This is a genomic window from Lentzea sp. CC55, assembly GCF_021056325.1.
Taxonomy (GTDB): domain Bacteria; phylum Actinomycetota; class Actinomycetes; order Mycobacteriales; family Pseudonocardiaceae; genus Lentzea; species Lentzea jiangxiensis.
Genome location: NZ_JAJCXE010000046.1, coordinates 233,105 through 245,640 on the forward strand (window position 1 = coordinate 233,105; position 12,536 = coordinate 245,640).

The 12,536-nt window shown below is 70.1% G+C and carries 12 protein-coding genes; 4 read left to right on the plus strand and 8 right to left on the minus strand.

Going from position 1 to position 12,536, the window contains the following annotated elements; translation table 11 throughout:
- Positions 1–63 precede the first annotated feature (63 nt).
- The 7 genes from L6E10_RS30355 to L6E10_RS30385 all read right to left on the minus strand — a co-directional run bounded on the left by L6E10_RS30355 (position 64) and on the right by L6E10_RS30385 (position 5,702).
- On the minus strand, positions 64–1,278 hold the full coding sequence (locus L6E10_RS30355; protein WP_236223577.1) for a ketosynthase chain-length factor: 1,215 nt from the start codon (positions 1,276–1,278) through the stop codon (positions 64–66).
- Positions 1,275–2,543 carry a beta-ketoacyl synthase gene (locus L6E10_RS30360; protein ID WP_236223578.1) on the minus strand — a complete coding sequence of 423 codons (1,269 nt, stop codon included), beginning with the start codon at positions 2,541–2,543 and terminating at the stop codon, positions 1,275–1,277. The genes L6E10_RS30355 and L6E10_RS30360 overlap by 4 nt, the downstream gene beginning before the upstream one ends.
- On the minus strand, positions 2,540–3,253 hold the full coding sequence (locus L6E10_RS30365; RefSeq protein ID WP_236223579.1) for a hypothetical protein: 714 nt from the start codon (positions 3,251–3,253) through the stop codon (positions 2,540–2,542). The genes L6E10_RS30360 and L6E10_RS30365 overlap by 4 nt, the downstream gene beginning before the upstream one ends.
- A gap of 21 nt (positions 3,254–3,274) precedes the next feature.
- A complete protein-coding gene (locus L6E10_RS30370) occupies positions 3,275–3,460 on the minus strand; it encodes a hypothetical protein (RefSeq protein WP_236223580.1) in 186 nt (61 codons plus the stop codon).
- A 9-nt stretch (positions 3,461–3,469) separates the two neighbouring features.
- On the minus strand, positions 3,470–4,399 hold the full coding sequence (locus L6E10_RS30375; protein ID WP_236223581.1) for an aromatase/cyclase: 930 nt from the start codon (positions 4,397–4,399) through the stop codon (positions 3,470–3,472).
- Positions 4,400–4,427: 28 nt separating this feature from the next.
- The gene (locus L6E10_RS30380; protein ID WP_090100723.1) at positions 4,428–4,679 is read right to left on the minus strand and encodes an acyl carrier protein; all 252 of its coding nucleotides are present in this window, start codon (positions 4,677–4,679) and stop codon (positions 4,428–4,430) included.
- A 213-nt stretch (positions 4,680–4,892) separates the two neighbouring features.
- Positions 4,893–5,702 (minus strand): AfsR/SARP family transcriptional regulator, encoded by an 810-nt coding sequence (locus tag L6E10_RS30385; protein WP_236223582.1) that lies wholly within the window; start codon positions 5,700–5,702, stop codon positions 4,893–4,895.
- Between the two features lie 209 nt (positions 5,703–5,911).
- On the opposite strand from L6E10_RS30385, the gene L6E10_RS30390 reads away from it, so the two are divergent.
- The 4 genes from L6E10_RS30390 (at position 5,912) to L6E10_RS30405 (ending at position 11,359) form a co-directional block, all read left to right on the plus strand.
- Positions 5,912–6,094: a hypothetical protein gene (locus tag L6E10_RS30390; RefSeq protein WP_236223583.1), complete on the plus strand. Its 183-nt coding sequence runs from the start codon at positions 5,912–5,914 to the stop codon at positions 6,092–6,094.
- Entirely contained in the window at positions 6,091–8,343 is a 2,253-nt protein-coding gene (locus L6E10_RS30395; protein WP_236223584.1) for a TOMM precursor leader peptide-binding protein, read from the plus strand. Before L6E10_RS30390 ends, L6E10_RS30395 begins: the two co-directional genes overlap by 4 nt.
- A gap of 19 nt (positions 8,344–8,362) precedes the next feature.
- Positions 8,363–9,007 (plus strand): hypothetical protein, encoded by a 645-nt coding sequence (locus tag L6E10_RS30400; RefSeq protein ID WP_236223585.1) that lies wholly within the window; start codon positions 8,363–8,365, stop codon positions 9,005–9,007.
- A 99-nt stretch (positions 9,008–9,106) separates the two neighbouring features.
- A complete protein-coding gene (locus tag L6E10_RS30405; protein WP_236223586.1) occupies positions 9,107–11,359 on the plus strand; it encodes a sensor histidine kinase in 2,253 nt (750 codons plus the stop codon).
- Between the two features lie 166 nt (positions 11,360–11,525).
- On the opposite strand, the gene L6E10_RS30410 is transcribed toward L6E10_RS30405, so the two are convergent.
- Positions 11,526–12,533: a ketoacyl-ACP synthase III family protein gene (locus L6E10_RS30410; RefSeq protein ID WP_236223587.1), complete on the minus strand. Its 1,008-nt coding sequence runs from the start codon at positions 12,531–12,533 to the stop codon at positions 11,526–11,528.
- Positions 12,534–12,536 lie beyond the last annotated feature (3 nt).

A 12,536-nucleotide genomic window follows, 5' to 3' on the forward strand; every position in this document is an offset into this window, starting at 1 on the left:
CGCCTCCAGAAACGGCTCGGGGGCCGTGAGGGGGAAAACCCCCACGGCCCCCGAGGCACGACATCACCTGTATTCGCGAACCACCATGGCGGAGTTGAAGCCGCCCTTGCCGCGTCCGAGCACCAGCGCGGCCTTGATCTTGCCGTGCCGAGCCTCGTTCATGACGAGGTCGAGCTCGTACTCCGGCACGAGGTTCTCGACGTTGATGGTCGGCGGGATCGCGCTCCAGTAGATGGAGAGGATCGCCGACGCCACGTCGAGGGAGCCGCCACCGGCGAACAGACGGCCCGTCATCGTCTTCGGCGCCGTCACCGGCACGCCGTACGGCCCGAAGATCGCCTTGATCGCGTCGGCCTCGGCCTTGTCGAGCTCCGGGATGCCCGCCGCGTCGGCGAACACCACGTCGATCTCCGAGGCGTCCATGCCGGCGTCGCGCAGCGCCAGCTCGGCCGCCCGCTTCAGGCCGGGCTCCCGCGACGGCATCTTCGAGTCGAACGTCGAGGCGTACCCGACGATCTCGCCGTAGATGCGCGTCCCGGGACGGCCGGCCGCCGACTCCGGCGTCTCGACCACCATGATCGCGCCGCCCTCGCCCGCCACGTAGCCGGCCGCGTCGCGGTCGAACGGCAGGTAGGCGCGCTTCGGGTTGTTGTTGCGCGACAGGCATCCCGACGCCTGGTGGGCGACCCACGCCCACGGGCACAGGGAGGAGTCCATGCCGCCGGTCAGCGCGAGCTGGACGCCCTTGCGCAGCTGGCGCCGGGCGTGGCCGATGGAGTCGATGCCACCGGCCTGCTCGGACACCACGACCGCGCCGGGACCGCGCGTGCCGTGCCGGATGGAGATCTGGCCCGTGTTCACCGCGTAGAACCACGCGAACGACTGGTACGCCGAGACGTACTCCGGGCCCTGGTGCCACAGCTTCTGCAGCTCGCGCTGACCGAACTCGTACCCGCCGGCCGTCGCGGCGGTGATCACCGCGATGTCGGTGTCCGGGATGTCGTTCGGCTGCACACCCGCGCCGCGCAACGCCCAGTCGGTGCCCACCAGCGTCAACCGCGTCATGTGGTCCGTCTGCGGCAGGAGCCGGCCCTGCAGGTGCCGGCCTGCCTCGAAGCCCGGCACCTCACCGGCGATCTTCGCCCAGTAGTTGGCGCTGTCGAACCGGGTGATCGGCTTGATCGCCGCCTCGCCCTGCAGGGTCGCCCGCCAGTACGCGGTCGGCCCCAGCCCGGTCGGCGAGGCGATGCCGATTCCCGTCACCACCGCACGAGTCACCGGCCTGCCCCTTCCACCTTCTTGAGCACCATGGCGCTCTGGAATCCACCGAAACCACTGCCCACCGTGAGGACCGTGTTGACCTTCTTCTCGCGCGCGACCAGCGGCGTGTAGTCGAGGTCGCACTCGGGGTCCGGCTCGTGCAGGTTCGCCGTCGGCGGGATGAGGTCCTGCTCGAACGCCAGCAGCGAGCCGACGATCTCCAGGGACCCGATCGCACCCAGCGAGTGCCCGATCATCGACTTGAAGCCGGAGACCGGGGTCTTGTACGCGTGCGCACCCAACGAACGCTTGAACGCGGCCGTCTCGTGCAGGTCGTTCTGCTTGGTGCCCGACCCGTGCGCGTTGATGTAGCCGACGTCCGTGGCGTCCGCCCGCGCCTGCTTCAGCGCGATGTTGATGGCGTCGGACATCTCGATGCCCTCGGGGTGCAGGCCCGTCATGTGGTAGGCGTTGCACCGCGAGGCGAAGCCGCCGATCTCACCGTAGATGTGCGCGCCGCGAGCCCGTGCGTGCTCCAGCTCCTCGAGCACGATGATCGCGCAACCCTCGCCCAGCACCAGGCCGTCGCGGGTCTTGTCGAACGGCCGGCACGCCGAGGTGGGGTCGTCGTTGCGGGTGCTGGACGCGCGGATCACGTCGAAGCACACCACGGTGATCGGGGAGAGCGGGGCCTCGGTGCCGCCGGTGACGACGACGTCCGCGGAGCCCTCCATGATCAGCTCGGCCGCGTAGCCGACCGAGTCGAGACCGGAGGTGCAGCCCGTGGAGACCACGGAGACCGGTCCCTCCGCGCCGACCGTCCACGCCAGCTCCGTCGCCATCGAGGACGGCGTGAAGTAGTCGTAGAGGTGCGGGACGGCGTAGGACTGGTCGACCTCCCAGTACTTGCCCCGGTCGGAGCCGACGATGAACTCGCGCTCCAGCGAGGTCGTGCAGCCGACCGCGGTGCCGAGCGAGACCCCGATGCGGCCGGGGTCGAGCTGGTCGAACTCGATGCCGGAGTCGGCCATCGCCTCACGACCCGCGACGACGGCGAACTGCGCCGCGCGGTCGAGCCGGCGGATCTCCTGCGGCGTCAGGCCTTCGCGCACCGGGTCGAAATCTGCTTCACCCGCCATGCGGGAGCGGTACGGGGACGCGTCGAAGTGCGAGATGGTGCGAGTCGCCGTACGCCCTTCGGACAGCAGTTTCCAATACGCCTTCGTTCCTATGCCACCAGGTGCGACCACGCCCACCCCGGTGATGACGGCGCGACGACTCATCGGACACCTCCAATCGCCTTCTGTGCGGACATGGTCTGCTCCAATCTCGGACAGGGCACGGGTGCGATACCTGTCTCTGCCGAATGAACCGATGGTGAGACGGCCCGATCGAGGCCACCTCGAACTACGGCGTAGGACCCCTGTACGAGTCCGGCCCCGGCCTCGGTCGCGAACAGCTGTTTCGCCGCCGAGCCACCGTCGTCGTGACATCCGAAGCCGACGGGCACACCGGTTTCCGCGATCGTCTCGACGATCTCGCCGATCTGGTCCGGCCACAGCCCGCCCGCGGTGTCGTGCAGCAACACGGTTTCCGCCCCAGCCTCCGCGGCGGTCAGAACGACCTCCAAAGCGTGTTCGGGGTCGCTCAGCCAGCCGTCGAAGAAGTCCCGCGCCTCGACGACCACTCGTCGTCCGGCGCGCACGAGTCGGCGCACGGCTTCGCGGACCTCCGAGAAGCCGTGCCCTTGGACAACTATCGCCACCGCGGGGGTCTCCGCGGTGATCAGTGCGGTGAGGTCCTCCGGAGCACCGGAGGCGATGAGGGTGGCGGTCCGCAGCCGGAGCTCGATCCCGGCACGGCGGTAGAACCGCCGTGCAGGCCGGCCTCCGTCGACGAACGCGACCCCGAGCGCGTCGAGGCGCCGCACCGCGACCAGCCGGTCCGAAGTGGACAGGCCGGGGCGGCGCAGCGACACGTCGTAGAGCTTCATCCGGCCTCCGCGCCTCGGTCTTCAGAAGCCCGACAGCAGTACTCGGGAAGCCTCGATCTCATGAGCGCAGTGCCCCACCTCCGCGGGACATCCGTTGCGCTGGTGTTCGATCGCGGCCTTCTCCAGGTACATGGCCACCACGTAGAGCCCGTTGCGGCTTGCGGCGCGTGCAGCGGCGATGAGCAAGTCCGCGCCACCCGACCCCATCGCGTCACCTCATCCGTTCTCGGCGAATTCCTTGGCGTGCCGCAGCGTCGTGAGGCTGTTGGTGCCCAGCGCGGTGCGGATGAGCTCGCGAGCGCGCTCGACCGTGCCGTCTGCCCCCAGCACCTCGGGGACGACCTCCGGCCGGATGACGACCGTGTGGTGCGAGGTCGCCTCGATGCCGGCACCGTCGGCGAGGTCCCGGAACGTCCACCGGCCGACGTGCGCCGCCATGATCGGCGGCGTGTGCGTCTGCTTGTAGACGATTCCCTCGTACGGGGTGCAGACCCGCACCGAGTGCGTGGTGTGGATCGACCCGTCCGGGCTGCGGGTGTCCATCTCCATGGACTGCACCCCGGTGACGGCCTCGGTGAGGTCCAGGCGCGCCACGTGCGGCAGCCGCTGCGGCCACAGGTCCGAGCGGTACAGGAACTCGTAGACGTCCTCGCGGCCCGCCTGGATCGTGACGCTGTCGGAGAACGACAGCACCAGCTTGTCGTAGTCGTCGCCGTACTCGGCCGCCCGCTTGAGGGCGGCGAGCTCGGCGTCGCTGTTGTTGTTGACGGCGTTCAGGATGAGGTCGACCGCCTCCGGCTGCGCCGCCGTGAAGTGGTGGAGCAGATCGACCCGAGTCGCCGAGTCGGCGATCGGGACGATCCGCCACTCCCCACCCATCGTCTTCACGGGTGCGGCCGAACGCTCCTGCTCGAAGGAGATGTGCAGGTTCGCCGGGTCGAGCTCTCGCCGGGACGTCCACGTGCGCACGTCACCGTTGGCGAAGGCGTGCAACCGCAACCGTTCCGTCGAGCCGTCCCGTTCGAACACCTCGGCGTGCACCGTGGGTCCGAAGATGTACGGCCAGGTCGTCACGTCCGCGACCAGGTCGTACACCACCTTGGCGGGAGCCCCGATCATGACCGTGTGCGTGGTGGTGTGCGTCATGTCCGTCTCCGATTCCGAGTCGCCGGCGTCAGGCCGCGATCTGTCCGTTGACCTTGTCCAGCAGCTGACGTGGCGTCTCGATGTACGCCATCTCGTCGTCGGCGATGGAGGCACCGTGCTTGCGCTTGATCAACGCGACGGTCTCCAGCAGGGCGAGGGAGTCGAAGCCCAGCTCAAGGAACGGGGTGTCGAGGATGTCCTGGCCCGGCTTGAACGAGTCGTCGTCGCCCGCGGCCTCGTTGAGGATCTCCTGGAGACCCTCGATGGTCAGTGCGCTCACGGCTAGTTTCCTTTCGTCCAGCGGGCGGTTTCCGCACGCCCATGTCCGAGGTTGTCAGCGCTCGGCAGTGGGCCGCTGGAGATGGCCTCGAAGAAAACCCTCCCCGCGCAGCGAAAACGGCCCCCGCCACGGTGTGGCGGGAGCCGCTGGAAATGAGTTCGGGTCTGACGCGCGGCCCCGCTCGGCGGGAACCGGGAAGACGCGGGACGACAATCAGGCGAGAAGACGTTGCAACTGGAGGGTTTCCGTGCTGTCCAGTCGCGGGTCGGACGTGAGAATGGCGTGCTGCAACAGTTGCAGGCGCGACGAGGGCTCGACGCCGAGCTCCCGGTTCAGCGTGGTGTGCAGCGCCTTGAACGCGTCGAGCGCCTGCCACTGCCGGCCGGCGCGGAACAGCGAGATCATGTACTGCGCGCACAGGTTCTCGTTCATCGGGTTCTGCACGCTCAGCACGGAGAGCTCGCTGAGCAACACCGTGTGCTTGCCCATCCGCATCTCCGCGTCGATGCGCGTCTCCAGGGCGCTCAGGCGCGCTTCCTCCAGGCGCACGACCTCGATGCCGAGCGGCATCCCCGGCCGCACGTCCACCACGGCCGTGCCGCGCCACATGTCCAGCGCCTGGCGCAGCAGCCGGGAGGCGCTGGCGTAGTCCTCGACGTCGTAGGCCTGCTGGCCGGCACGGCCGAGGCGTTCGAACTCGTGCACGTCGACGGACTCCGGCGGCACGTCGAGGAGGTAGCCGCCGTAGCGGGTGACGAGCACCTCCTTCGCGCCGTTCTCGCCGGACGACGACAGCGCGTCTCCGATCAGCTTGCGCAGCTGGAGGATGTAGGTCTGCAGGGTGGTGCGGGCGCTGCGCGGCGGCCGGTCGCCCCACAGCTCCTCCACCAGGGTGGGCACGGAGACGACCTGCCTGGAGTTCAGTGCCAGCAGTGCCAGGATCTGCCTCGGCTTGGCCGCGGTGGGAGTCACCGAGCGACCGTTCAGCACGGCCTCGACAGGCCCCAAAACCTTGATCTGCATCGCGACTCCTCCTTCGGTTCCGAGCACGCCACTAGTCTGCTCGGCCCAACGGGAGCGCGTTAGTGCACGGACCACCGATGTCAGGTGAGTTCTGCCCTCGGGGGGTATGAAAACTTCATACGGCGGCGCATTAGCCAGTAACTACCGGGACATCAACGCCGGTCCGCATGCTTACCCACAACAAATCACCCCAAACACCGGAGCTGGCCATGCACCCCACCACCAACGTCGAACACCTTCCTTCTTCCGTCGTCACCGCGGACGACTCCGACGACATGAAGATCTACCAGTTCGACCGCGAGGCCTCGATGGACTGGTTCATCGGGGTCGGCTGGACGGCCACGGCGCCGGGCAGCGCGTACCGCGTGCAGGACGAGGTCCTCGCTGCATGACACCCGAACTGGCTGAACAACGCATCGGGTTCCTGCGCCACCTGCGACCGCAGATCGTCCAGGGCGAGGCCGTGTACCTGATCGGCGAAACCGGGGTCACCGCGATCCAGGGTTCCCACGTCGAGTCGCTCGCACCGCTGCTCGACGGCACTCGTGACCTCGCCGCCGTGCTGCGCGACCTGCCCGCCGGCCTGACGGCCGACACGGTCGGCCGCATGCTCACCAGGCTCGCCGCGGCGGGCCTGATCGGGCCACGCGGTGAGGAGGACGGTTCAGCCACGACCGAGGCCACGCTCGCCTACTGGGACGCGGCGGGCCTCGACTCCGCGGACGCGGTGGCGGCGACAACGACGTCGCTCGTCTCCGTCGTCGCGATCGGCGACATCGCCCACGACTCGCTCGTGGACGCCTTGCACCGCAACGAACTCATGGTCACCCCTCGGGGTGGTGACCTGACGGTCGTCGCCTGTGCCGATTACCTGGCACCCGAACTGCGCGACATCGACGAGGCGCACCGGATGACCGGCAAGCCCTGGCTGCTGGTCAAGCCCGTGGGCGCGGAGGTGTCCGTCGGCCCGTTCTTCACCCCCGGCGACGGCCCGTGCTGGCGATGCCTGGCGGTCCGGTTGTCGGCGAACCGCAAAGCCGAGGCGCACGTGCGGCGGCGGTGCGGGCAACAGGGTCCCGCGCCACGGCCCGCCATCGGTCTGCCGTCGCTCACCGCGATGGCGCTGGAGATCGCCTCGGTGGAGACGGCCAAGTGGCTCGCCGGCATCCGCCAGGACGCGCAGCGGACCATCTGGAGCTACGACAGCCTGACCATGCAGGTCTCGCAGCACGACGTGCGGGTCCGTCCGCAGTGCCCGGGCTGTGGCGACCCCGGGGTCGTCGCGCGCAGGGCGTTCGAGCCGGTCGAGCTCACGAGCCGCGCGAAGCACTCCAGCGACGGCGGCGGCCACCGGTCGTCACCACCGCAGGAGGTGCTCGACACCTACCGGCACCTGGTGGGCCCGGTCACCGGCATCGTGAAGGAGATCCGCCGCGACGACAACGGCCCCGCGTTCTTCAACTCCTTCCGCTCCGGCTCGAACGTCGCCGCCGGGGAAGGCATCGAGGGGCTGCGTTCGGCGCTGCGCGCGGACACCGGCGGCAAGGGCGTCACGGCGCTCGACGCCCGCGTCGGGGCGCTGTGCGAGGCCGTGGAACGACGCAGCGGCGTGTACGTCGGCGACGAGGCCCTGGTGAGCGGCAGCTACCGGTCGCTGACCGGCCGGGCGATCCACCCCGACACCGTCCAGCACTACCACCCGCACCAGTTCGCCGGCCGCGAGCGGTGGAACGCGGCGCACTCGGACTTCCAGCACGTCACCACCCCGTTCGACGAGGACGAGGTGATGGACTGGACACCGCTGTGGTCGCTCACCGGGCAGCGGCACAAGCTCCTGCCCACCGGCATGCTCTACTTCGGCGCCCCCTGTCCGCCGAGCGTGAGGGCGAACTCCAACGGGTGCGCCGCGGGCAGCAGCCTGGAAGACGCCGTGCTGCAGGGACTCCTGGAGCTCGTCGAGCGCGATGCCGTCGCCATCTGGTGGTACAACCGCACGGCGGCACCGGGCATGGACCTGGACTCGTTCCACGATCCGTGGATCACGCGGAACCGCGAGGTGCACGCGAGCCTCGGCCGCGAGGTGTGGCTGCTCGACGTGACGGCGGATCTCGGCGTGCCGGTGATGGTCGCGCTGTCACGCCGCAGCGGCGGCGGCCCGCGCGAGGACATCGTGCTCGGCTGCGGGGCGCACCTGGACCCGCGGATCGCCGCACGCCGGGCGCTCACCGAGCTCAACCAGTGCATGCCGATGGTGTGCGGGTCCACCGGCATGGGCGGTCTCGACGTGGACGTCCGGCGCTGGTTCGAGAACGCCACGATCGAGGACCACCCGTGGCTCGTCCCCGACCCGGCCGAGCCGGCGCGCGTCGCCCTGCACCACGGCTACACGCACCGCGAGGACCTGGCCGACGACGTCCACGCCATCCGCGCCACCCTCGAGGACCGCGGGATGGAGCTGCTGGTCCTCGACCAGACCAGGCCCGACCTCGGGTTGCCGGTCGTCCGGGTGGTCGTGCCGGGTCTGCGGCACTTCTGGTCGAGGTTCGCTCAAGGGCGCCTCTACGACGTGCCGGTACAACTGGGGCGACTGACCCGGCCACACCGGTACGACGAGCTGAACCCGATCCCCCTTTTCATGTAGCTGCCCGAGCGGAGGCGCCGTGGTGCCCACCGAGTCGCACATCCCGGCCTGCCGCCCGCTGTGGTCGTTGCTGGAGGACGCGTTCGTCGACGAGGGGAGCGAGCACCTGACCGTGCACGGGAGGTGGGGCTCGATCGAGATCGCGGACACCAGCCCGCTCGTGCGCGAGGCGTTGCACCGCATGAGCCTGGGTCCGGTGGCGCTGGAGAACATCTCCGCGCTGCACGAGAACTTCGTGAGGTGGAGGGCCGGGGCCGGGCCGTGCCTCATCTGGCGCAAGCTCAAGAACACCCTCGACCTGCTCGGTGGCTGCGTCGTGCCGTCGCTCGGGCTCAACGACGGCGCCGGCCCGATCCTGTCGCTCGTCGCGGTGACGCGGGACGCCAACTTCTGGTTGCCCTTCATCGGGCACGACGAGCTCGTGACGATGCGGTGGGGCACCGGGATCGAGCGGCTCAACGGAGACCAGGCACTGGCGTGCCCGGGCCTCACCTACCAGGTGATCCTGCACGGCGCGCCCGCCACGGAGATCGCGAAGTCGTTGCTGGACAACGCCGGCACGATCACCCAGGTCGCCGAGGCGCTGCACGTCGAGAAGGCCCTGGTCGCCGACGTCGTCGCCTATCTCGCCGGGGCAGGGCTCGTCGTCCCGGCCAGGTGCTGAGCCGCTGTCGTGGCGCTCCGGTCACGGATCGCAAACCGCGCGACTTCCCAAGACACGCCCGTATCATGGCCGTGTCCCGACCCTCGCGTGGGAGCTGCTGTGACATCACGACAGGAACGCTCATCCGTCTCCCGTCGTTTGGCGTACGTCGTCATCAGCGTGGTCTTCGTCAACTACCTCGGCAACGCCTTCTCCTACGTCCTGAACGCCGGTCCGACACCCGCGCACGCCGGGGCCGCGCTCGTCTGCCTGCTCCTGATCGGGTACCTGCAACTGCGGGTGTTCAGCCGGCCGGGGTCCGACCTGCGTTCGGGCAGGGCGCATCTCGCGCTGGGCGTCATGGCCGGGCTGGTGTACGCGCCGGTCCCGTTCTTCCCCAACGCCTGGCACGGCATGCCCGGCTTCCTGGCGGGCAGCGCTCTGCTGGTCCTGCCGCACCGGGTGCGGTGGCTGGTGTTCTTCGCGGTGGCGCTGAGCAACGGCGCGATCAGGTCGTTGTACGTCAGCGACCCCGCCCAGCTGGCCTACTACGTGGTGCAGTCGCTGGTCGCCGGCCTGGTCGTCTACGGCCTGTCCCGGCTCCCGACGCTGGTCGAGGAGCTGGAGACCGCCCGCTCCGAGCTCGCCGACCTCGCGGTCTCGCAGGAGCGCCTGCGGTTCGCCCGCGACCTGCACGACCTGCTCGGCTTCAGCCTGTCCGCGATCACGCTGAAGGTCGAGCTGACCTGCAGGCTGATCGGCACGCACACCGAACGCGCCGTGCGGGAGTTGACGGACATCCTGAGCATCGCCCGCGAGGCACTGGCCGACGTTCGCGCGGTGGCCTCGAGCTACCGCGAACTGTCGCTCGCCGACGAGATCGAGTCGGCGCGGTCGGTGCTGACCGCCGCGGGCGTGCGGACCACGATCGAGACGGACCACCCCGACCTCTCACCCCGGTCCCGGACGGTGCTCGCGACCGTGCTGCGCGAGGGCGTGACGAACCTGCTGCGGCACAGCGAGGCGACCCGCTGCACCATCACGATCTCCGGCACGGACCGGCTGGCGTCGATCGACATCGTCAACGACGGAGCACTCGCCGAGACCGAGGCCAAGCGCGGCAGCGGTCTGAGCAACCTCACCACCCGCACCTCGGCCATCGGTGGCTCCCTGCTCGCCAGGACCACCTCGGGCGGCACCTACCACCTGCACGCCGAGGTGCCGGTGGAACCGGCACCCGAGAACCAGGCGGCCGCGCCGCGCTTCTCGGGCCCGCCGATCGCGACGCGGTTCGCGCAGGTGCTGATCACGGCAGTGGTGGTCGGGTACGCGGCGATGGCGATGACGCTGGTGACGTACTACCCGGTCAGGTCGGCCGGGGTCGAGGTCGCCGCGATCGGCATCGTCGGCACCGCCGTGCTCGTGCTGGGCGTGGTGATCCGCCCGCACGTCCGGCTGAGCCTGTCGCGGCGGATCCTGGTGCTCGCCGGACTGGCGTTCTGCGTGTTCGTCCCTCCCCTGGTGTTCGCCAACCCCTACCTCGCGGGCGTGCCCGGCTTCCTCGCCGGAGCGGGGGCGCTGCTGCTGCCGCGCCGCGCCGGGTGGATCGCGTTCTTCTCGGTCGTCGCGCTGCAGGGCGTGATCTACAGCGCGCTCGGCGAGAACGCGGTGGCCATCGCGTACGGCGTGATGGCCACGACCAACCACGGCCTGGTGCTCTACGCGCTGACCCGGCTTCGGTCCATGGTGAACCAGTTGCACGAGGCGCGGGAGGAGCTCGCGGCGGCGGCCGTCACGCAGGAACGGCTGCGGTTCGCCCGCGACCTGCACGACCTGCTCGGCTACAGCCTCTCCGCGATCACGCTGAAGAGCGAGCTGACGCACCGGCTGCTCACCGCCGACCCGGACCGGGCGCGGCAGGAGCTCACCGAGGTGCTGGGGATCTCCCGGCAGGCGCTCGCGGACGTGCGGTCGGTGGCGCTGAGCTACCGCGAGCTGTCGTTCGACGAGGAGGCCCGGTCGGCGCGGGCGCTGCTGTCCGCGGCGGACATCGACGTCACCGTCAGGATCGACCCCTGCGACCGGCTGTCCAAGGAGGTGAAGGTCACGCTCGCGACCGTGCTGCGCGAGGGCGTGACGAACCTGCTGCGGCACAGCAAGGCCGGGCGCTGCGAGATCGTGGTGTCCAGCTCCGGCGAACTCGTCACGATGGACATCGTCAACGACGGGATCTCGTCGAGCCAGCAGAGTTCGCGGGACGGCAGCGGGATCGGCAACCTCACCACCCGCGTCCGCGCGCTGGGCGGTGACCTGCAGGCGGGCCTCACGCCCGAGCACACCTACCGGTTGCGGGCCGAGATCCCCATCGCCTGACCGCCGGCCGCCGAGATCGGCGGGTGGGCACCGCCCGGGTTGCTCGGCACCCACCACGAGGAACGCCGACTTCGCGGCCGGGCGGATGACGTTCACGCTGGTCCGGCCGGCACTGCTCAGCCAGGGCAGGGCGGTACGGCGAACCCGCCCCGGCGCTCACCGGTGGTCACAGCATCTCGATGACCGCGCATCCCCAGCTGTAGCCGGCGCCCACGCCGAACATGACGATCCGCTGCCCGGACCTGGCCTTGCCGGTCCGCACGAGGTGGTCGAGGCTCGCGAACTGGTCGCCCGCGCCGAGGTGGCCGACCGTGCGGCTCCACTCCCAGGTGGTGCGCTCCGGCGCGATGCCGTACGGGCGCAGGTAGTTCACGTCCAGGCGGCGGCGGCCGAAGTGCGGCAGGATCACCCAGTCGGCGTCGCCGATCTTCATGTCGGCGTCCGACAGCGCCTGCTCGACGGCGAGCGCCTGGCCGGCGTTGGCCTTGTTGATGCCGTAGGAGAGGCCGAACTCCCGGCTGAACGTCAGCTTGGCCTCCTCGAAGTCCACCGGGATGCGGTGCGAGAACGGCGCGAGGCCGAACGGCACGTCGCCGCGGTGCAGCGGCTCGAGGTCCGAGTCGGCGTTGATGGCGAGCGACAGCAGCTGCGCGTAGCCGCCGCGCGTGGACAGCACCATGGCCGACGCGCCGTCGCCGTAGGGAGTCCCGGGATCTGTGCGCCACCGGTCGATGCCGGGCAGGCAGAAGCGGTCGGAGGACGTCAGGAGCGCGTCCCTGCCCGGCCTCGCGGAGAGGTAGGACACCGCGAGGTCCATCGCGGCCAGGCCGCCGTTGGACATCTGCCGGATCTCCAGCGCCAGGCAGGAGTTCCGCACGGTCTCGCGCTGGATGTACGAGCCGACGGGCCACAGGTCCTGGCCCTGGTGGTAGGTGGTGGCGTGCAGGATCAGGTCGACGTCGCCGGGCGCGGATCCCGCATGGGCCAACGCCACCCTCGCCGCCTCGACCGCCATCTCCGCCGCCGACTCGTCCGGGGACACCGAGACGGACTCGACGTCCGTCCGCGCGACGAGCCTGGGCTCGCACTCCCCCGAGACGATCGCGTCCGCGACCGTCAGCGTCGACGGCAGCCGCACTCCGTTGCCACTGACGAAAACATCCTTCACTCGCACCGC